This window comes from Pseudomonas sp. RW407 (assembly GCF_003176655.1).
GTDB lineage: Bacteria > Pseudomonadota > Gammaproteobacteria > Pseudomonadales > Pseudomonadaceae > Pseudomonas > Pseudomonas delhiensis.
Map to the genome: position 1 here is coordinate 20,014 of NZ_QGSL01000088.1, position 20,215 is coordinate 40,228.

Consider the following 20,215-nt stretch of genomic DNA (forward strand, 5'->3'; position numbering starts at 1 on the left):
GGCACGGCCCCCTCCGTGCCTTTTGCTTTGGGCTTTGCGAAAATGCCCGCACTTTTTTGCCGGATGCCGCCATGACTGCCCTGAAGAACGATCGCTTCCTCCGTGCCCTGCTCAAGCAGCCCGTCGACGTCACCCCCGTGTGGATGATGCGCCAGGCCGGCCGCTATCTCCCGGAATACCGCGCCACCCGCGCCAAGGCCGGGGACTTCATGAGCCTGTGCATGAACCCGCAGCTGGCCTGCGAGGTGACCCTGCAGCCGCTGGACCGCTACCCGCAGCTGGACGCGGCGATCCTCTTCTCCGACATCCTCACCATCCCCGACGCCATGGGCCAGGGCCTGTACTTCGAGACCGGCGAAGGTCCGCGCTTCAGGAAGGTGGTCTCCAGCCTGGCGGACATCGAGGCGCTGCCTATCCCCGACCCGGAGAAGGACCTGGGCTACGTTATGGACGCAGTGCGCACCATCCGCCGCGAGCTGAACGGCCGGGTGCCGCTGATCGGTTTCTCCGGCAGCCCCTGGACCCTGGCCACCTACATGGTCGAGGGCGGCTCCAGCAAGGACTTCCGCAAGTCCAAGGCGATGCTCTACGACAACCCGCAGGCCATGCACGCGCTGCTCGACAAGCTGGCGCAGTCGGTGACCAGCTACCTCAACGGGCAGATCCGCGCCGGCGCCCAGGCCGTGCAGATCTTCGACTCCTGGGGCGGCAGCCTGTCGTCGGCGGCCTACCAGGAGTTCTCCCTGGCCTACATGAAGAAGATCGTCGACGGCTTGGTCCGCGAGCACGACGGCCGCCAGGTGCCGGTGATCCTCTTCACCAAGGGCGGCGGCCTGTGGCTGGAGTCCATGGCTGAGGTCGGCGCCGAGGCCCTGGGCCTGGACTGGACCTGCGACATCGGCAGTGCCCGCGCCCGTGTCGGCGACAAGGTGGCACTGCAGGGCAACATGGACCCGTCGGTGCTCTACGCCAACCCGGAAGCCATCCGCCGCGAAGTGGCGCGCATCCTCGGCGCCTACGGCCAGGGCAGCGGCCACGTGTTCAACCTCGGCCACGGCATCACCCCGGAAGTCGACCCGGCCCATGCCGGCGCCTTCTTCGAGGCAGTGCACGAACTGTCGGCGCAGTATCACTGACGCGTAGGGCGAATAACCGTTCGCGGTTATCCGCCGCCGGCCGGAGCATCGGCGCCCGGGGATGGCGGCGGATAACGCCGTAGGCGTTATGCGCCCTACGGGCCGGGCGGGAATTCGCTGCCAATCTGTAGAAGCGGGCCCTGCCCGCGATTCGCGCGCAGGGCGCGCTCCTACAAAACATGCAGCCAACGAAAAAGCCCCGCCATTGCAGACTGTGTGAAAACCTAGCAGTCTGAGTGCAAGCCCAAGACAATGCCCGTATCGATCGATACGGGCATTGTCGTTTATGGGCTATATCCGCGGTGAAGGGCGTGATCAGGGCAGCTTGTTTCCAGTGTGTCTGGATGAACTGGTCCCCGAAGAACATCTGGTCCGCGTGATCGAGGCCTACGTGGCGCGGCTGGATTTGCACAGACTGGGCTTCAGCAAGGCGCGAGCTAGCAAGGTTGGACGTCCGGCCTATGATCCGGCCGACTTGCTCAAGCTGTACCTGTATGGCTACTTCCATCGAATCCGTTCCTCGCGCCGACTGGAGGCCGAGTGCCAGCGCAATGTCGAAGTGATGTGGTTGCTGGGCCAACTGGTACCGGACTTCAAGACCATTGCCGATTTCCGTAAAGACAACGGTGTGGCGTTCCAGGCAACCTGCCGTGCCTTTGTGCAGTTCTGCCGTCAGGTCGGGCTGATCGGTGGTCAGTTGGTGGCTATCGATGGCAGCAAGTTTCAGGCGGTGGCTTCACGACGCAAGCACTTGAGCCTGGCGCGGCTCAAGCGTCAGCAAGCCAGACTGGAGGCCGAGATCGCTCGTTATCTGAGCGATCTGGATGAAGCCGACCGCGCCGAAGCCGGCGAAGGGATCGACCGGGGGGCCGTCAAGACCGCCCTCGAACAGTTGCAGGCTCGGCATGCTGACAACCTGACCTGCCAGGTCCTGATGCAGGCCCAGGGGCTGGAGCAATTCGTGATCGGCGAGTCCGATGCCCAGTTGATGCGAACCCAGCAGGGGGCGCGGGTCGCCTACAACGTGCAAAGCGCCGTCGATGACAAGCATTGCCTAGTGCTGCACCACGAGGTGACCCGGGACGGCAATGACACTCGCCAACTGCAGCCGATGGCCGAAGCCAGCCAAGCGGTGCTGGCGCAGGCACAGCTGACGGTCACGGCAGACGCCGGTTACTCCAATGGCGAGCAGTTCCATGCTTGCGAAGAGGCGGGCATCACCGCGTATGTGCCGCTGAACCGTGGTATCAACAACCACGGCAAGGGCATGGAGCTGTTCGATCGCAGCATCTTTACCTACGACGCGGAGCACGACCGCTATCAGTGCCCGGCGGGCCAGTGGCTCCTCCTCAAGCAGGTACGCGGCATGGAGAGGATTTACGCGATCAGCGGCGATTGCTGCGCTTGCCCTTTGCAGTCGCGCTGTACGAACAGCAAGCGCCGTCATCTCACCCGTCACGCCCATGAATCGGCTTTCGAGCGTATGCAGCAACGCCTGAAGGCCCGACCGGACATGATGGCCAAGCGCCGATCCATCGTTGAACACCCCTTCGGCAACCTGAAGCAGTGGATATTTGGCAACGGCCGCTTCCTGCTACGGCAGTTAGGGGGCGCCAGCACGGAAATGGCCCTGGCCGTGCAGGCCTACAACCTCAAGCGTGCGATCCAGGTACTCGGTGCTCGTCGCTTGATCGAATTGATGGCCTGATGTTCCCCAGAAAAGCCAACGCCCCGAACCAGTCGGGGCGTTGGCTTGGCCTTGCTCTCAGCGTGTTTTCACACAGTCTGAGATGCCGGGCTTTTTCAGGTCACGCGAAGGCTCAGGCCTTGACGCGGGACTTGTACTCGCCGGTGCGGGTATCGATCTCGATGGAGTCGCCGATTTCGCAGAACGCGGAAACCTGCAGCTCGGCACCGTTCTTCAGGCGGGCGGTCTTCATGACCTTGCCGGAAGTGTCGCCGCGGACAGCCGGCTCGGTGTAGACGATTTCACGAACGATGGTGGTCGGCAGTTCGACGGAGATCACCTTGTCGTTGTAGAAAACCGCTTCGCAGACGTCGGTCATGCCGTCTTCGATGAAGGTCAGCACGCCTTCCAGGTCGCCCTTCTCGATTTCGTACTGGTTGAACTCGTTGTCCATGAAGACGTACAGCGGGTCCGCGAAGTAGGAGTAGGTCACTTCCTTGCGGTCGAGGATGATCGGTTCCAGCTTGTCATCGGCCTTGAACACGGTCTCGGTGCCGGCGCCGGTCAGCAGGTTCTTCAGCTTCATCTTGACGACGGCGCTGTTACGGCCGGACTTGTTGAACTCGGCCTTCTGGATGACCCAGGGGGCGCCGTTGATGTTGGCAACCTGGCCTGCGCGGAACTCTTGAGCGGTTTTCATACGAATATCCGATTTGGATTGGAGACAAAAAACAGGGGACGTATCATAGCCAATTTGTATAAAAACGCACCAGCCCCGCGGCGAGATCCGGCTGTGCGGCATGCTTTTCGCTCCAGCGCAGCGCCCATTCCCGCCAGTCTCCGGCCCGCTGCTGCAGCGCCATCCAGGCCGTCGCCGCGTCGCCGAGGCCGTTCCAGGCGTGCCAGTAGGCCAACAGGGCAGCCTCGAGCCCAGGCTCCATGCCTTCGCTGTATAGAGAGAGGAAGGCGTCCAGCTTCTCCAGGTGCACGCCCTCCTCCTGCTCATAGATGTGCCAGACGAACGGCCGCCCCGCCCAGAGCGCGCGGACGAAGGAATCCTCGCCGCGCACCGCGTTGACATCGCAGCTCCACAGCAGCAGGTCGTAGTCCTCCTGGCGGACGAACGGCAGTACCTGCACCCGCAGGCCAGCGCGCCGGTGGCGGTCGCCCGGCGCCAGCCCGGGCAGGCCCAGCCAGGCGGCGACATCGCCCAGCACGCGCCCTTCCGGCACCAGCAACAGCGTGGGTCGCGATCCCTGCGCCAGCGCATCCAGCCAGGACGCCAGCGCCGGGTTCTCGTAGGCGAACAGGGAAATCAGGCATTCCTCACCCTGCACCTCCACGTCGAGGCTGGCCAGGAACCTCCGTCGGCAGGCGTCATCCGCCTGGAACGCCCGGCGCCGCTCCAGCAACCCCGCCTCGCGCAGCAGACCACCGACGCCAGCCTGGAAGCCGGGAAAATAGAAATACTTCTGCAGGCCGCTGGCCTGCAGCGAAGGCAGCCCATGACAGGAAGCCACCCAGTCCTCGGCGCTCAGGTATTCCAGGTTCAGCCACAGCGGCGGCACGGCGCGCCCGCGCATGGCCTCCACGTAGGCCGGCGGCAGCGGGCAGGCGAACGCCTCGATGACCACGTCGGCGGCCGGCGTGTCCTCCCACAGCGCCGGCCAGTGGCGGACCTCGACGCCCGCCAGGCGCTGGCCGGGCAGCGCCGGATCGGCCCCGGGGCACAGCCGCGCGAACGCCTTGAGGTCGTCCACCCACAGGCGCACCGCCTGGCCATGCTCGCCGGCGAGCTGGCGGGCCAGGCGCCAGGTCACGCCGATGTCGCCGTAGTTGTCCACCACGCAGCAGAAGAGATCCCAGCTCGCCATCGCACTCGCCTTTACAAGGAAGCCGCCAGTTTAACAAGGCGGGCCGCCGCGGTTTCCCCTTGATCACCTTAAGCCGATGAATCCGTTGAAAAAACATTTGCGTTTGGGAAAACCTTTGAGTAAAGTGCGCGCCTCGACAGACAACGCGCTGTCGAAACCCTGGTGAGGTGTCCGAGCGGTTGAAGGAGCACGCCTGGAAAGTGTGTATACGGGAAACCGTATCGAGGGTTCGAATCCCTCCCTCACCGCCAGATCAAAAGCCCGGCTGACTGATGAAGTTAGCCGGGCTTTTTCATTCCAGCCGGTTGCATCCAATGCACCGGCAATTGGCGACCACAGTTACTCGCCGTTAGTTCCCACCAGACTTTCGTCCTATCGCGAATTAGCATTAGTTCGGGGCGCTATACTCGAACACTTGGCCCGTGCTTCACGACATTGCAACAGCCCCACTGTAGGGCAGCCGGGCGTATCTGCACATTTTTTGCACAACATGCCGGGGTAATAAGAGTTCAACCCCGCGTAGCATGAAAAAAAAGTGCCCTACTTGCGTTCAGTCAGTTTACTTACTACAAGTAATGAGTACTATGTAGTCCGGCTAATTTCCCAGTCCCATGGGGAATTGCTTTAATGGAAATGTCCACCTTAAGGGGAACACGATGAACAACGTTCTGAAATTCTCTGCTCTGGCTCTGGCTGCTGTTCTGGCCACCGGTTGCAGCAGCCACTCGAAAGAAACCGAAGCCCGTCTGACCGCTACTGAAGACGCCGCTGCCCGTGCCCAAGCCCGCGCTGACGAAGCCTACCGTCACGCTGACGAAGCTCTGGCCGCTGCTCAGAAAGCCCAGCAGACCGCTGACGAGGCTAACGAGCGCGCCCTGCGTATGCTGGACAAAGCCAGCCGCAAGTAATAGATCCTCGGATCTGTTCGAAAAGCCGACCTCTCGAGGTCGGCTTTTTTATTGCCCGGCGTTTTCCACGGGCAGCAAAAAGCCCGCGGACCTTGCGGTCGGCGGGCTCCTGCGGCAGGCCCCGGGCGTCAGGGCATCTGCACCGTCGTGTTCTCGCTGGCGGCCACCGAGGTACCGGGCTGCTGCGGCTGGGCGATGGCCACCGGCAGGCCGTCTTCGGCCGCCACCACTTCGCGCACCACGTTCCAGTCCATCTGCATCTGGTTGGCGATGTCTTCACGCTTGAGCAGCGCGTTGATCACCGCGGTGTGCTTGTCCACGACCGAAGGGTTGCCATGGTCGTCGATCGGCGTGTGCGCCTCCAGGTAGATCTTGCCTTCGCTGCGGCCGAACTTGTACGGCTCGTTGATGATGCGCACCGAAGTGCCCACCGGCACCATGGGGAAGAGCTCGGTCACGTCGCCGTTGTACATGCGGAAGCAACCGTGGCTGGTGCGGGTGCCAATGCCGAACTTCTTGTTCGAACCGTGGATCAGGTAGCCGGGAACGCCCAGCGACATCTTGTACGGGCCCAGCGGGTTGTCCGGGCCCGGCGGCACCACGGTCGGCAGCGGGTCGCCGTCGGCGGCGTGCTCGGCGCGGATCGACGCCGGCGGGTACCAGGCCGGGTCCTTGGTCTTGGCGACGATGTTGGTGTGGGCGATGGGCGAGCCCCAGCCCTCGCGGCCGATACCCAGCGGGTAGGTGTAGACCACGTTCTTGCCTTTCGGGAAGTAGTACAGGCGGTACTCGGCGATGTTGATCACGATGCCTTCGCGCGGGCCCGGCGGCAGGATGAAGCGGGTCGGGATGATGACCTCGGTGCCCACGCCGGGCAGCCAGGCGTCGACGCCCGGGTTGGCGGCGAGCATCTCCTGGTAGCCCAGGTCATAGGTCTGGCCGAGGTCGGCGAAGGTGTCTTCGTACTTGGCCTTGATGACCTGCACCTGGCCGACGATATCCTCGCCGGGCGCCGGCAACGGCAGCTCGAGGGCGGAAACGGGGCCGGCCGAGAGCAGCGCGGCAAAAGACAGCGAGCAGGCGGCGATAACACGCGACAACATCCGGAGATCCTTGGCGAGAGCACAGTTGACAGAGGGGGCGTTAGTGTACCACTCAGACCCTGTTTTCCGGGAGAGTTCACAATAGCCAGGAAAATCGTTGCCCGCGCTTTTCCTGTTCCAGGCGTTTCAGGCACTCCGGGCACAGCCGCCGGTCGCGCAGCTGCGGCCGCTGAGCCTCGCGCCAGAGCGGTTGCGCCGGCAACAGGCCACCGCACAGGGTGCGGTCCGCTGGGGAGCCCAGCTCCAGCTGCCGGGCGACGAGATGCACGCGCACCTCGCGGCAGGCGAACAGATCGAGCTGGGAATCGGGTTCGATCAGCTGGTAGGCGAAGAGGGTCCAGGCGGGGCGGGACATGGCGGCTCCTGAAGGGTGCGCAAACATAGCGGAAAGCCCCCGCGCGGGGAAGCCTTCCGACGACCCGGCGATCAGAGCAACGGCTTGAGCTGCGGCCAGACGTTATCCAGCAGGCGCGGTTGCGCCACCACGGCCGGGTGGATGCCGTCCGCCTGCATCATCTGCGGCACCCCGCCCACGCCGTCGAGGAAGAACGGCACCAGCGGCACCTTGCCCTGCTCGGCGACCTGCTGGAACACCCGGGCGAAAGCCTGGGTATAGCGTTCGCCATAGTTGGGCGGCAGGCGCATGCCCAGCAGCAGCACCTTGGCCCCGGCCTGGCGCGAGGCCGCGACCATCGAAGCAAGATTCTGTTGCAATTGTTGCGGCGCCTGCCCGCGCAGGCCGTCGTTGCCGCCCAGCTCGATCACCACGACGCTCGGCTTCTCCCCGGAAAGCAGCGCCGGCAGGCGCGCCAGGCCGCCGGCGCTGGTGTCGCCGCTGACCGAGGCGTTGACCACCCGGTAGTCGAAACCCTCGTCCTTCAGCCGCTGCTCCAGCAGGCTGACCCAGCCGCGGCCGGTATCCACCCCCAAACCGGCGCTGATACTATCGCCGACGACCAGCAGCGTCTGCGCCGCGGCTTGCTGGGCGACCAGCAGCAACGCCAGGCAGACGCTCGATAGCCATGCACGCATCGGACCCTCCATGAGCGAAAGCATTCTCACCGCGCGCAACCTTAGCAAGGTCGTCCCCAGCGCGGAAGGTGAGCTGACCATCCTCCACGACCTCTCCCTGGCCCTGCAGCGCGGCGACAGCCTGGCCATCGTCGGCAGTTCCGGCTCCGGCAAGTCCACCCTGCTCGGCCTGCTGGCCGGGCTGGACCAGCCCAGCGGCGGCAGCGTCGAACTGGCCGGGCACCGCCTGGCGGAACTGGACGAGGACCAGCGCGCGCGGGTGCGCGCCGCCCATGTCGGCTTCGTCTTCCAGTCGTTCCAGCTGCTCGACAGCCTCGACGCGCTGGAGAACGTGATGCTGCCCCTGGAGCTGGAAGGCCGCGGCGACGCCCGCGAGCGCGCCCGTGTCCTGCTCGAGCGCGTCGGCCTGGGCCAGCGCCTGACCCACTACCCGCGCCAGCTCTCCGGCGGCGAGCAGCAGCGCGTCGCCATCGCCCGCGCCTTCGCCGCCGAGCCCGACGTGCTGTTCGCCGACGAGCCCACCGGCAACCTCGACAGCGCCACCGGCGAGCGCATCAGCGACCTGCTCTTCGAGCTCAACCGCGAGCGCCGCACCACCCTGGTCCTGGTCACCCACGACGAACGCCTGGCGCACCGCTGCCAACGGCAGATCCGCCTGGAAAGCGGCCACCTGATCGACCACGCGGAGCCCTGAGCCGATGAAATCGCTGCCGCTGTCGCGCCTGTTCGGCCTGGCCCTGCGCCAACTGCTGCGCGAGTGGAGCAGCGGCGAACTGCGCGTGCTCTTCTTCGCCTTGCTGGTGGCAGTGGCCGCCAGCTCCGCCATCGGCTACTTCAGCGCGCGGCTGAACGGCGCCATGCTGGTGCGCGCCTCGGAATTCCTCGGCGCCGATCTGGTCCTGAGCGGCACCCAGCCGGCCGCGCAGCAGCAGGTCGACAGCGGCAACCGCCTGGGCCTGAAGCACGCCTACAGCGTCGAGTTCTCCAGCGTCATCGCCACCGACCAGGGCATCCAGCTGAGCAGCGTCAAGGCAGTGGATGACAGCTACCCGTTGCGCGGCGAGCTGAAGAGCGCGGCGGCGCCCCTGGAGCCGGAGCAGGCCGGCGGTCGCCCGCAGCCCGGCGAGGTGTGGGTGGAGGCACGCCTGCTCACCAGCCTCGACCTGAAGGTCGGCGACAGCATCGAGATCGGCCGCCAGGGCCTGCGCATCGCCCGCGTGCTGACCTACGAGCCGGACCGCGCCGGCGACTTCTACAGCCTTACCCCGCGGGTGCTGATGAACCTGCGCGACCTGGACGCCACCGGCGTGGTCCAGCCCGGCAGCCGGGTGCGCTACCGCGACCTCTGGGAAGGCGACGGCGAAGCCCTGCAGGCCTACCGCCGCGCGATGGAACCGGGGCTGGCGGCGAACCAGCAGTTGCTCGACGCGCACCACGGCAACCGCCAGATCGGCGACGCCCTGGAACGCGCCGAGCGCTACCTGAACCTCGCCAGCCTGGCGGCCATCCTCCTCGCCGGCGTGGCGGTGGCGCTCTCGGCCAACCGCTTCGCCGCCCGCCGCTTCGACGCCAGCGCCCTGCTCCGCTGCCTGGGCCTGAGCCGTCGCGAAGCCCTGCTGCTCTATGGGCTGCAACTGTTCAGCCTGGGCCTGGCCGCCAGCCTGCTGGGCGCACTGCTCGGCTACCTGGCGCAGCTCGGCCTGGTGGCACTGCTGGGCGACCTGCTGCCGCCGCAGATTCCGCCGGCCGGGCCGGTACCGGCGCTGGCCGGCGTCGCCACCGGCCTGGTCGCCCTCGCCGGCTTCGCCCTGCCGCCTCTGGCGGCCCTGGGCCGGGTGCCGCCGCTGCGGGTACTGCGCAGCGACCTGCTGCCGGTGCCCATGCGCAGCTGGCTGGCCTACGGCTGCGCGCTGCTGGCGCTGGGCCTGATCATGTGGCGGCTGAGCCTGGACCTGCGCCTGACCCTGGCCCTGCTGGGCGGCGGGGTGGTCGCCGCGGCCCTGCTCGGCGGCCTGCTGCTGTTCGCCCTGAACAGCCTGCGCCGCCTGCTCGCGCGCGCCAGCCTGCCCTGGCGCCTGGGCCTGGGCCAGCTGCTGCGCCACCCGCTGGCCGCCGCCGGGCAGAGCCTGGCCTTCGGCCTGATCCTGCTGGCCATGGCGCTGATCGCCCTGCTGCGCGGCGAGCTGCTGGACACCTGGCACGCCCAGTTGCCGGCCAACGCGCCCAACTACTTCGCCCTGAACATCCTGCCGGCCGAGAAGGACGCCTTCGAGGCCCGCGTGCGCAAGGTCTCGCCCAACGCCGAAGGGCTCTTCCCCATGGTCCCCGGCCGCCTGGTGGCGGTGAACGGCCAGCCGGTGCAGGCGCTCAGCGAGGACGTGCGCAGCGAGCGCGCCCTGCAGCGCGACCTCGGCCTGACCTGGTCGCAGCAACTGCCCGCCGGCAACCAGCTGGTGGCCGGGCGCTGGTGGGGCGACGCCGCGGCGGGCGGACTGCCCGGCGTCTCGGTGGAGGAGAAGCTCGCCGGCAACCTCGGCATCAAGCTGGGCGACCGCCTGAGCTTCAGCGTCGCCGGGCAGACCCGCGAGGTGCAGGTGCAAAGCCTGCGCTCGGTGAAGTGGGACAACTTCCAGCCGAACTTCTTCATGGTCTTCCAGCCCGGCACCCTCGCCGACCTGCCGGTGACCTACCTGACCAGCTTCTACCTGCCCGCCAGCGACCAGCGCAGCGCCATCGAACTGGCCCGCGCCTTCCCCACCGTCACCCTGCTGCCGGTGGACGTGCTGCTGAGCCAGCTGCGCAGCATCCTCGACCAGGTCACCCTGGCGGTGGAATACGTGCTGGTGTTCGTCCTCGCCGCCGGCTTCGTGGTGCTCTTCGCCGGCCTGCAGGCCACCCTCGACGAGCGCCTGCGCCAGGGCGCCCTGCTGCGCGCCCTGGGCGCCGAGCGCGAGCTGCTGCAGCGCACCCGGCGCAGCGAGTTCGCCCTGCTCGGCGCGGTGAGCGGCGTGCTGGCGGCCCTGGGCTGCGAACTGATCAGCTACCTGCTCTACAGCCTGGTGTTCCAGTTGCCCTGGCGACCGCACCCCTGGTTGCTCGGCCTGCCGCTGCTGGGCGCGTTGCTGGTGGGCGGCGCCGGGTTGTTCGGCACGCGCCGGGCGCTGACCCTGAGCCCGCTGCGCCTGCTGCGCGAAGGCTGATAGACTCCCTGGCCTGCCCAGCCACAGCCGGAACCCCATGAGCCGTTATCGCCCGCCGCGCACCGCCGGAACTCCGTTGATCACCCCCGAAGGCGAGGCGCGCCTGCGCGCCGAACTGCACGAACTGTGGAACGTGCGCCGCCCCCAGGTGACCCAGGCGGTGAGCGAGGCGGCCGCGCTCGGCGACCGCTCGGAGAACGCCGAGTACATCTACGGCAAGAAGATGCTGCGCGAGATCGACAGCCGCGTGCGCTTCCTGCGCAAGCGCCTGGAGAACCTCAAGGTGGTGCGCGACCGCCCGGGCGACCCGAACAAGGTCTACTTCGGCGCCTGGGTGACACTGGAGGACGAGGACGGCGAACAGGCCCGCTACCGCATCGTCGGGCCGGACGAGCTGGACCTGCGCAGCAACCAGATCAGCATCGACTCGCCCCTGGCCCGCGCCCTGGTGGGCAAGGAGCTGGACGCCGAGGTGCTGGTGCGCACGCCGGCGGGCGAGAAGCTCTGGTTCGTGGTCGAGATCGACTATCCCTGAGCGAGGCCCCGCGCAGCGCCTGCCGGCGCAATCGCGGACAAGGTCCGCTCCTACAGGGAAATGCCGTACCTCCCGGCAGACTGTAGGAGCGGGCCCTGCCCGCGAATCGCGCGCAGGGCGCGCTCCTACAGGGGAATGGCGTGGGCGGGGCAGCGTAGGAGCGGATCTCATCCGCGAACCGCGCCGGTGGTTCCGGCTATCGCGGCCTCAGAACGCCGGCGGCCGGCGGGTGATCAGCCCCTGGCGGGCGACGCGGGTCAGCTCGTGGACCAGCGGCTGCAGTTCCTCGGCGCGCGGCGACTGGACCACGGCGAAGTCGAAATGATCGCGGGGGAAACGGGCGATTTCAGCGAGGTCGCCGGCGAACTGGATGAGGAAGGTGCGCGAGCCCTGCCAGCGCTTCGGCCAGCCTTCCAGGTAGCGGACCAGGGTGGGCTGGTGGTGGCCGCACAGGAGGATGCGCGGGTTGCGCCGCAGCAGGCCGGTGGTGATGGGGGCCAGGCGCACCTGGGGATTGGGACAGGTCATGGTGTCATGTCTCCGCCTCTGGGGTCCTGCTGGACGCGGCGAGAGGCACACCGAACCAGCGCTTTAGCGGTATTTCGATGCCCCAGGGGCATCAGCGCCCCGCAAGTTGCTACTTAAATCGGCGCTGTGCGGCATCCTAGAGAAGCCCCGGCGATACTGTCAAGGCGACTTCCGGCCAACGAGAGAGCCCCGATGAGCACCCCACCCCTGCGCCTGTTCTTCGCCCTGCCCTGCCCGGAAGAAATCCGTGCGCCCCTGGCCGCCTGGCGCGACGGCCTGGCCATCGACGGCCAGCCGGTGACGGCGGCCAACCTGCATCTCACCCTGGCCTTCCTAGGCGCGGTGCCGCGGGCCCGCAAGGCCGAGCTGCTGGCCCTGGGCGCGAGCCTGCCGCGCACGCCCTTCGAACTGTTCCTGGACCGCCTGGAACGCTGGCGCAACGGCATCCTGCACCTGGCGCCGACGAACATTCCGCCTGCGCTGCCCAGCCTGGTCCAGGCCCTGCAGGACGTCCTGCAGGTCGGCGGCTTCGAGACCGAACGCCGGCCCTTCCGCCCGCACCTGACCCTCGCCCGCCACTGCCGCCGGACGCCCGAGGCCACGGCGCGGTTCGCCTGGCCGGCCCGCGAGCTGGTGCTGTACAGCTCGGAGAACAGCCCCCACGGCGTGCACTACCGGGCCATCGGGCGCTGGCCGCTGGACGGCGAGCCGCTCAGGAACGATTGAGCGCGGCCCAGCCTTCGGCGAAATCGAGGAAGCGGCGCAGGCCCGCAGTGGGGTACTTGTCCACGTGCAGGGCGCGGAAGAAGGTGCGCCGCAGCGGCCCCAGGGGGTTGTCCAGGGCCACCAGCTCGCCACGCGCCAGCTCGTCCGCCACCACCCGCCGCGACAGGCAGCTGATGCCCGCGCCGCTGGCCACCAGGTGCTTGATCGCCTCGGCATTGCTCACCTCCAGCGGCGCCGCCAGGCTGCCCAGGCGCGGCAGCACCTGCTGCTCGAAGGTCACCCGGGTGCCGGAGCCGGCCTCGCGGAGAATCCAGCGTGTCGCCGCCAGTTGCCCGGGGCTCACCTGCGCCAGGTGCGCCAGGGGGTGGTCGGGCGCGGCGACCAGCAACAGCTCGTCCTCGACCCAGGGCAGCAACTGCACCTGGGGATGCTGGATGGGCGCCTCGATGTAGGCCACGTCCAGGCGGAACTCGCAGAGCGCGGCGAGAATCTCGCGGCTGTTGGCCACCTGCAGCTGCAGGCGGCTGTCCGGCAGCTCGGCGAGGAATCCCGCCATCACCTGCGGCAGCAGGTAGCCGCCGATGCTGCGGCTGGCGCCCAGGGCCAGTTGCACCGGCGCATGCTGGAACAGCGTCTCCAGTTCGGCGCCCTGGGCCAGCAGCGCGCAGGCCCGGGGGTACAGGGCGCGGCCGTTGTCGTTGAGCGCCAGGCGCTTGCCGCTGCGGTCGAACAGGCGCGTCTGCAGGGTGCGCTCCAGCTCCTGCAGGGCCTGGCTGGCCGCCGACTGCGAGAGGGCGATGGCGGCGGCCGCCTGGGTGACGTTGCCGTGTTCGGCGATGGCGGTGAAGGTGGCGAGCTGGCGCAGGGTGATTCGCGGGCCCATATCGATAAAACCGTTTGATCCAATAAGAACAATCCGTTTTTACACTAAGCGCCCGCCGCGCACCATGGCAGCACCTTACACAAGGAGCCCGCCATGCCTACCCTGCTGCGCCGCACGCCCTACCTGGTCCCCGGCGCCCTGCTCTGCCTGCTGATCGCCGGCGCCGCCAACCTGCTGGTGCGCATCCCCGCGATCCAGCACCTCGGCCTCGGCAGCCTGACCCTGGCCATCCTCCTCGGCCTGCTGCTGGGCAACCTCGGCCTGGCCCGCTTCGGCGGCCTGCGTCCCGGCGTCGACCTGTCGCGCCAGCAACTGCTGCGCCTGGGCGTGGTGCTCTACGGCCTGCGCCTGACCTTCCAGGACATCGCCGCGCTCGGCCCGGCGGCCCTGGTGATCGACGTACTGATGGTCGCCAGCACCCTGCTGGTGGCCGCCTGGGTCGGCGTGCGCTGGCTCAAGCTGCCGCGCGAAAGCGCCCTGCTGATCGGCGCCGGCAGCGCCATCTGCGGCGCCGCCGCGGTCATGGCGAGCAGCCCGGTGCTGCGCGCCCGCGCCGAGCACACCGCCGTGGCGGTGGCCACCGTGGTGCTGTTCGGCACCCTGGCCATGCTCCTGCACCCACTGCTGTTCGCCCACCTGCCGAACCTGTTCGGCAGCGCCAAGGCCTTCGGCATCTTCAGCGGCTCGACCATCCACGAGGTGGCCCAGGTGGTCGCCGCCGGGCGCGCCATGGACCCGGCCGCCGCCGACGCCGCGCTGATCAGCAAGATGCTCCGCGTGCTGTTGCTGGCCCCGGCCCTGCTCTGCCTGGGGCGCTTCGCCGCCAGCGACGAGGCCGGCGAAGGCAGGCGCCGCCTGCACATCCCCGGCTTCGCCGTGGCCTTCCTGCTGGTCACCGGCCTGCGTTCGCTGGGCCTGGTGCCGCATGCCTGGCTGGCGCCGCTGCAGCAACTGGATGACGTCATGCTGGGCATGGCCATGGCCGCCCTCGGCCTGGCCACCCGCCTCGGCGACCTGCGCCGCGAAGGTCCCAAACCGCTGCTGCTGGGCGCCGGTCTGTTCGTATTCCTGCTGGTCGGCGGCGGCCTGATCAACAGCGGCGTGCAGCACCTGCTGGGCTGAAGCGCAAAGAAAAAGGCGGATGCCGGTGGGCATCCGCCTTTTTCATGGCTGCCGGGTCGCTCAGCTGGAGAGCTTGCGGTCCAGGGAGAAGGGACCGGCGCCGCTGATGAGCAGGGCCACGCTGATCATGATCAGGGTGAAGGCGTACTCGAAGCCGTTGTTGGTGATGAAGAAGCCGTTGGCGATGTGCACGCTGAACACGGCCACCAGCATGGCGACGATCAGCGGGATGCTGGCCAGGCGCACCAGCAGGCCGAGCACCAGGAACAGGCCGCCGAAGAACTCCGCGCTGCCCGCCAGGGTGGCCATCAGGTAGCCGGGGGTCACGCCGAGGGACTCGAGCCACTGGGCCATGCCCGACAGGCCCGGGCCGCCGAACAGGCCGAAGAGCTTCTGCGAACCGTGGGCCATGAAGGTCAGGCCGGTGGTGATGCGCAGCACGGCCAGGCCGGCGCCGGCGTTGGTGGACAGGACGGATTTGACGAGAGCGTTCATGGGGCATCCTTGTGCAGAGGGAGTGGGTAGGGGCAACCGTCGTTGCTTGAGGCGCAATATAAATCATCAATTCGATATAAAAAGCGCAAAAACACGCTTAAACATATCGACCTGATCGATCAAATCACTTCTGGACGGAAGCTACCCGCTGCCGGGATTCCAACCCATCGCGCTCCCGCTGATAGGCAAGATAGTACTTGTTGACGCTGCTGACGTAGTTCACCACGCCCATCCCCACTTCCTCGGCCGCCACCCGCTCCACCTGGAAGAACCAGCGGTCCGGGTTCAGGCCCTGGCGGCGCGCCTGGGCGCGCAGGCCCTGGACGCGCTCGGCGCCGACGTTGTAGGCGGCGAGGATGAAGCCCAGGCGCTCGTGCTCGTCCATGCGCGGGCTGTTGAAGTAGTCGCGACGCAGCATGGCCAGGTACTTGCTGGCGGCCTGCACGTTGTTCTCCTTGCCCTCCACCGAGCTGAGGCCGACGCTGCGCGCCGCCGCCGGGGTGACCTGCATCAGCCCGGTGGCGCCGGACGCGCCACGGGCGCCCGGGGTGAGGTTGGATTCCTTGTAGGCCACCGCGGCCAGGGCCAGCCAGTCGAGGCGGTACTGCTCGGCGAAGCGCTGCAGGGTCGGGCGCACCGCCTCCAGCTTCTTGCGGTCGCCCTTCTCCAGCGGGTTGCGCACCTGGTAGGCATGGCGGTAGAGGCGCTGGAAGTTGCCGTCCTGCTCCGCCGGGGCGCGGTAGTCCTTGAGGAAGCGGTCGACGCTGGCGTGCAGCATGGAGGCGTCGCGGCGCACGTACCAAGTCATGTTCTGGCGGTTGTCCAGCACCAGGTGGCGGTCGATGCGGAGCTTCTTGAACACCTTGGCCCAGCGCTCGGCGATCGGCTGCTCCACCACGGTGCAGGGGTAGATGCCGGCCTGGACCATCTCCAGCACGTCTTCCACCGCCAGGGACGGGTCCACCCAGTCGATGCCGATGGGCGCCAGGCGGCGTTGCGCGAGGCGTTCGTTGACCTGCCCGATGGCCTCGCCGGCGGCGCTGCCGGGGGCCAGGGCGATGCGCTTGCCGGCCAGTTGCTCCAGGCGCGCGTAGCGCCTGTTGCCCTGGCGCGAGACCAGCACCAGCGGCACTTCCTGGCGCCACGGCAGGCTGGCGGCGACGTCCTGGCCGTCGCGGGCGACCAGCACCTCGCCGGGCGCGACCAGGTCGCCCTCGCCACGCAGCAGCGCGGCCAGCAACTGGTCCTTGGCCTTGGGAATGAACTTCAGGGTGAGCGGCTTGCGCCCGGGGGCGTTGTCGTTGAGGTATTGCTCGAAGGCGCGCAGGCGGTTGTATTCGACGCCGATGGGCTCGCCCTTGATCTCGCCGGAGCTGTTGCGGCTCTGGTTGACCAGCACGCGCAGCACGCCGCTGCTGCGGATGGTGGCCAGGTCGCGGGTACCGGCGCTCTCGTGCTGCCAATTGTCCGGCTGGCTGGTCAGGCGCGCGGCGGCCGGCTGCGGCAGCCATGCCAGCAAGCAGAGAGTGAGCAGCAACAGTCGCGTCATCCAGGTCTCCAAGGAGTGGTCATTCGCCGGCGGTCCTGAGAAACCGGCGTCCTCCACAAGTTCCCGGCCTCGAAAAAGGGGCGCGAGCGTCTCACAGGTGGAGATCGATGCCAATCCAAAATTCCCGAAGCACTTTCACAAGTGCATTCAACAGGCTGTTTTTTAAGACTTTCTTAAGAAAACAGGGGATTCTGCTATGCTGCCCGCCCGAATCCACAGGGGTCTGAAGATGTTTGATCACGACCGCGACGGAGCCTGTTTTTGTGCGGGACTAGGCGCGAGGAGAGCGGTTTGGTCATTCCAAATAAACGACGAGTAACGACGTACCGCACAAAAACAGGCCCGTCCCTTCGGGTTGCGCGGCAAATGGCGCCATGCGTCGTTGCGGGACTTGGCAAGGGGGCACCATTCCCGGCGTCCCGCGCCTAACCTGGCGCCATTTGACGCAGCAACGCGGTTCGTGATCAAACATCTTCAGACCCCGGTGAACCATGCAACTGATCGACATTGGCGTCAACCTCACTCACCCGACTTTCGCCAACCGGTTGCCGGCGGTCATCGAGCAGGCCATCGACGCCGGCGTGACGCAGATGGTGCTGACCGGCACCAGCCTCGACGAAAGCGAAGCCGCCCTGCGCCTGTGCCGCGAACGCGACGAAAGCGGCCAGCGGCTGTTCTGCACCGCCGGCGTCCACCCCCACGACGCCAGCCACTGGAACAGCGCCAGCGCCGCCGTCCTGCGCGGCCTGCTGGCGGAGGACAGGGTACGCGCGGTGGGCGAATGCGGCCTTGACTTCAATCGGGATTTCTCGCCGCGGCCGCAACAGGAAAAGGCCTTCGAGGAACAGTTGGCCCTGGCCGTAGAGTTGCAGCGCCCGGTGTTCATCCACGAGCGCGACGCCGGCGAGCGCCTGCTGGCCATCCTCAAGGGATTCCGCGACCCGTTGCCGGCCGCCGTGGTGCATTGTTTCACCGGCGAGCGGCGCACGCTCTACAACTATCTCGATCTCGACCTGCACATCGGCATCACCGGCTGGATCTGCGACGAGCGCCGCGGCACCCACCTGCAGGAGCTGGTGCGGGAAATCCCCCGCGGCCGCCTGATGCTGGAGAGCGACGCGCCCTACCTGCTGCCGCGCAGCCTGCGGCCGAAGCCCAGGCACGGGCAGAACGAGCCGGCCTTCCTTCCCGAGGTGCTGCGCGTCACCGCCCTGCATCGCGGCGAGACGGAAGACGACCTGGCCGCCCATACCACGGCCTGCGCCCGGCGTTTCTTCGGCCTGCCGGAAATTGTCGAACAAGGCTGACGAATACCCCTCAAGAATGTCCGGGAAGCGACGCTAACCTGGGAGGCGAAGCTGTCTTGACCCCCATCAAGGCAGACTTCTTCTCTTCAACGAGAATGAAGGCCAAAAGCCATCACTCCCACTACAAGAAGCATCCCATGGGCGCCTGGATCCGCGATATCTCACTGAAGTACAAGTTCTGGGCCGTGAACGCGGTCGCCTTCTTCACCACCTTGCTGCTCGTGCTGTTCGCCATGCACCAGGAAGTGGACGCGCACAACCAGGCCGCCCGACAGGGCGCCGAGGCCCAGGCCCGGCTGCTGCAGGGCTGGCCGGCCGGCACGGCGCTACCCGCGGCCGACAACCTGCTGAGCTTCGCCAGCGGCAGCGCCCCGCAGTTGCCCGGCGTCGATACCCAGGCCCTGGCCCGCGGCAACGGCTGGGTCGAGCTGAACGGCGTTTCCGGCCGCCTCGGCCTGCTGGCCGGCGCCTGGGTGCAGGACGCAGGCGACGGCCAGCGCATCGCGGTGCTGGCCCCCGGGGCCGACCTCTGGAAGGTGTTCAGCGAGCGCGCCCTGGCCTACGCCGGCGCGGTACTGGCGCTGATGCTGGCCCTGCTGGCCGCCTCGCAGTTGCTGATCCGCTTCATCCTCACCCACCTGCTGAAGCTGCGCGACGTGATGCTCCACGTCGAGCGCAGCGGCGACCTCTCGGCCCGCGTGCAGTTGGACAGCCACGACGAGGTGGGCCAGATGGCCACCGCCTTCAACGCCATGCAGGCCGGCTACCAGCGCGTGGTCGGTACCGTGGCGCAAGCCGCCGGGCGCCTCGACGAAGGCGCGCGCAGCCTCGCCCAGAGCATGGGCCAGGTGCGCCAGGGCATGCTCGGCCAGCAGAGCGAGACCGACCAGGCCGCCACCGCGATCAACGAAATGTCCACCACCGTGCACCACATCGCCCAGCACGCCGCCGACACCCGCGACCAGTCGCAGGAAGCCGACCGCCTGGCCGGCGCCGGCCAGCAGGTGGTCGGCCGCGTCGGCCAGTCCATCGCAGGGCTGTCCCAGGGCGTGCAGCAAACCGCGCAGATGATCCAGCAACTGGCCGAGGACAGCCAGAAGATCAGCAGCGTGGTCAGCGTCATCCACGGCATCGCCGAGCAGACCAACCTGCTCGCCCTCAACGCCGCCATCGAGGCCGCCCGTGCCGGCGAGATGGGCCGTGGCTTCGCCGTGGTGGCCGACGAGGTGCGCAACCTGGCCAAGCGCGTGCAGGACTCCACCGACGAGATCACCCAGATGATCAACGCGCTGCAGTCCGGCACCCGCGACGCCGTGGAATTCATGCAGGAAAGCTCGATCAAGGCCGACGGCTGCGTCGAGCAGGCCCAGGAGGCCGGCGAGGCGCTGGCGGCCATCGCCGGGGCGGTGGCGCTGATGCGCGAGAGCAACACGCAGATAGCCGTGGCCGCCGAGCAGCAGAGCCAGGTGGCCGAGGAAATGACGCGCTCGGTGGTAGGCATCCGCGACGTCACCGAGCTGACCGTGCAGCAGACGGTGGATTCGGCCGGCACCAGCCACGAGCTGGCCGATCTGGCTGGCGAGCTGAGCCGGGCAATCCGCCAACTGCGCCTGTGAAGCATCCATCCCCACGCGGCCCGGCATTGCCCGGGCCGCGTCGTTTCAGGCTATCGAAACCATAGGCGATAGTCATTCGCCGCCCACCCGCTGCGGACCTAGACTGCGTGCAAAGGCCCGTGAAAACGGGCAAGACCGGAAAAGGAGTCCGCATATGGGCAAGCGTCATCCCAACCTGTTCGCCTGGCAATGGCAGGGCTACGCCGCCAACCACCGCAACCCGACCAACCTGGCCCTGCACCTGGTCGCGGTACCGCTGTTCATCGTTGCCGCCCTGGTGCTGCTGGGCGGGTTGTTCAAGCTGAGCCTGGGCAGCATCCTGCTGGGCATCATCGGCATGGTCGCGGCGCTGGCCATCCAGGGCCGCGGGCACAAGCTGGAGGAACAGGCCCCCGAGCCCTTCAGCGACCGCAAGGACGCCGTGGGCCGCCTGCTCGCCGAGCAGTTCATCACCTTCCCGCGCTTCGTCCTCAGCGGCGCCTGGTGGCGCGCCTGGCGCAACCGCCGGCGCTGA

Annotated in this window: 20 protein-coding genes and 1 tRNA gene; 12 read left to right on the forward strand and 9 right to left on the reverse strand. The window is 67.7% G+C overall.

Annotated elements, in window-relative coordinates; translation table 11 throughout:
- The first annotated feature begins 71 nt into the window (after positions 1–71).
- Positions 72–1,136, forward strand: a complete 1,065-nt coding sequence (hemE, locus tag DK254_RS06640; RefSeq protein ID WP_109933148.1) for a uroporphyrinogen decarboxylase — start codon at positions 72–74, stop codon at positions 1,134–1,136.
- A 286-nt stretch (positions 1,137–1,422) separates the two neighbouring features.
- Complete coding sequence (locus DK254_RS06645) at positions 1,423–2,844, forward strand: IS1182 family transposase (protein ID WP_109933936.1); 1,422 nt, start codon at positions 1,423–1,425, stop codon at positions 2,842–2,844.
- Between the two features lie 112 nt (positions 2,845–2,956).
- Here the strand turns inward: DK254_RS06645 and efp are convergent, their stop codons facing one another.
- A complete protein-coding gene (gene efp, locus DK254_RS06650) occupies positions 2,957–3,523 on the reverse strand; it encodes an elongation factor P (RefSeq protein ID WP_009623501.1) in 567 nt (188 codons plus the stop codon).
- 43 nt (positions 3,524–3,566) lie between these two features.
- The gene (earP, locus tag DK254_RS06655) at positions 3,567–4,697 is read right to left on the reverse strand and encodes an elongation factor P maturation arginine rhamnosyltransferase EarP (RefSeq protein WP_109933149.1); all 1,131 of its coding nucleotides are present in this window, start codon (positions 4,695–4,697) and stop codon (positions 3,567–3,569) included.
- 161 nt (positions 4,698–4,858) lie between these two features.
- On the opposite strand from earP, the gene DK254_RS06660 reads away from it, so the two are divergent.
- Positions 4,859–4,948 (forward strand) — tRNA-Ser (locus DK254_RS06660).
- Between the two features lie 405 nt (positions 4,949–5,353).
- The gene (oprI, locus tag DK254_RS06665) at positions 5,354–5,605 is read left to right on the forward strand and encodes an outer membrane lipoprotei OprI (protein WP_024128796.1); all 252 of its coding nucleotides are present in this window, start codon (positions 5,354–5,356) and stop codon (positions 5,603–5,605) included.
- A gap of 128 nt (positions 5,606–5,733) precedes the next feature.
- Here oprI and DK254_RS06670 read toward each other — a convergent pair whose 3' ends face one another.
- The 3 genes from DK254_RS06670 to DK254_RS06680 form a co-directional block, all read right to left on the reverse strand.
- Positions 5,734–6,708 (reverse strand): L,D-transpeptidase family protein, encoded by a 975-nt coding sequence (locus tag DK254_RS06670; RefSeq protein ID WP_109933150.1) that lies wholly within the window; start codon positions 6,706–6,708, stop codon positions 5,734–5,736.
- A 76-nt stretch (positions 6,709–6,784) separates the two neighbouring features.
- The gene (locus DK254_RS06675) at positions 6,785–7,063 is read right to left on the reverse strand and encodes a hypothetical protein (protein ID WP_109933151.1); all 279 of its coding nucleotides are present in this window, start codon (positions 7,061–7,063) and stop codon (positions 6,785–6,787) included.
- Between the two features lie 71 nt (positions 7,064–7,134).
- Positions 7,135–7,740 (reverse strand): arylesterase, encoded by a 606-nt coding sequence (locus DK254_RS06680; RefSeq protein WP_109933152.1) that lies wholly within the window; start codon positions 7,738–7,740, stop codon positions 7,135–7,137.
- Between the two features lie 10 nt (positions 7,741–7,750).
- Here DK254_RS06680 and DK254_RS06685 point away from each other — a divergent pair, with 10 nt between their 5' ends.
- From DK254_RS06685 to greB, 3 genes are read left to right on the forward strand one after another with little or no spacing between them, the layout of a single operon-like run.
- Positions 7,751–8,434: an ABC transporter ATP-binding protein gene (locus DK254_RS06685; protein WP_109933153.1), complete on the forward strand. Its 684-nt coding sequence runs from the start codon at positions 7,751–7,753 to the stop codon at positions 8,432–8,434.
- 13 nt (positions 8,435–8,447) lie between these two features.
- Positions 8,448–10,940, forward strand: coding sequence for an ABC transporter permease (locus DK254_RS06690; protein ID WP_109933937.1), 2,493 nt, complete (start codon positions 8,448–8,450; stop codon positions 10,938–10,940).
- 37 nt (positions 10,941–10,977) lie between these two features.
- Positions 10,978–11,475 (forward strand): transcription elongation factor GreB, encoded by a 498-nt coding sequence (gene greB, locus DK254_RS06695; RefSeq protein ID WP_089391706.1) that lies wholly within the window; start codon positions 10,978–10,980, stop codon positions 11,473–11,475.
- Positions 11,476–11,682: 207 nt separating this feature from the next.
- Here greB and DK254_RS06700 read toward each other — a convergent pair whose 3' ends face one another.
- Positions 11,683–12,003, reverse strand: coding sequence for a hypothetical protein (locus DK254_RS06700; protein ID WP_109933154.1), 321 nt, complete (start codon positions 12,001–12,003; stop codon positions 11,683–11,685).
- Positions 12,004–12,195: 192 nt separating this feature from the next.
- On the opposite strand from DK254_RS06700, the gene thpR reads away from it, so the two are divergent.
- Positions 12,196–12,729 (forward strand): RNA 2',3'-cyclic phosphodiesterase, encoded by a 534-nt coding sequence (gene thpR / locus DK254_RS06705; protein WP_109933155.1) that lies wholly within the window; start codon positions 12,196–12,198, stop codon positions 12,727–12,729.
- Here the strand turns inward: thpR and DK254_RS06710 are convergent.
- Complete coding sequence (locus DK254_RS06710; RefSeq protein WP_109933156.1) at positions 12,716–13,612, reverse strand: LysR family transcriptional regulator; 897 nt, start codon at positions 13,610–13,612, stop codon at positions 12,716–12,718. The two genes, thpR and DK254_RS06710, sit on opposite strands and share 14 nt — an antisense overlap.
- A gap of 93 nt (positions 13,613–13,705) precedes the next feature.
- Between DK254_RS06710 and DK254_RS06715 the strand changes: the two genes are divergently transcribed.
- The gene (locus DK254_RS06715) at positions 13,706–14,734 is read left to right on the forward strand and encodes a YeiH family protein (RefSeq protein WP_109933157.1); all 1,029 of its coding nucleotides are present in this window, start codon (positions 13,706–13,708) and stop codon (positions 14,732–14,734) included.
- 60 nt (positions 14,735–14,794) lie between these two features.
- Here DK254_RS06715 and DK254_RS06720 read toward each other — a convergent pair whose 3' ends face one another.
- Together DK254_RS06720 and DK254_RS06725 are read right to left on the reverse strand one after the other, a co-directional pair.
- Positions 14,795–15,229, reverse strand: coding sequence for a DoxX family protein (locus DK254_RS06720; protein ID WP_089391711.1), 435 nt, complete (start codon positions 15,227–15,229; stop codon positions 14,795–14,797).
- A 124-nt stretch (positions 15,230–15,353) separates the two neighbouring features.
- Positions 15,354–16,778: a transglycosylase SLT domain-containing protein gene (locus DK254_RS06725; RefSeq protein ID WP_109933158.1), complete on the reverse strand. Its 1,425-nt coding sequence runs from the start codon at positions 16,776–16,778 to the stop codon at positions 15,354–15,356.
- A 491-nt stretch (positions 16,779–17,269) separates the two neighbouring features.
- On the opposite strand from DK254_RS06725, the gene DK254_RS06730 reads away from it, so the two are divergent.
- The 3 genes from DK254_RS06730 (at position 17,270) to DK254_RS06740 (ending at position 20,215) form a co-directional block, all read left to right on the forward strand.
- Entirely contained in the window at positions 17,270–18,085 is an 816-nt protein-coding gene (locus tag DK254_RS06730; RefSeq protein ID WP_109933159.1) for a TatD family hydrolase, read from the forward strand.
- Between the two features lie 137 nt (positions 18,086–18,222).
- Entirely contained in the window at positions 18,223–19,701 is a 1,479-nt protein-coding gene (locus tag DK254_RS06735; protein WP_109933160.1) for a methyl-accepting chemotaxis protein, read from the forward strand.
- A 154-nt stretch (positions 19,702–19,855) separates the two neighbouring features.
- On the forward strand, positions 19,856–20,215 hold the full coding sequence (locus DK254_RS06740; RefSeq protein WP_109933161.1) for an Mpo1-like protein: 360 nt from the start codon (positions 19,856–19,858) through the stop codon (positions 20,213–20,215).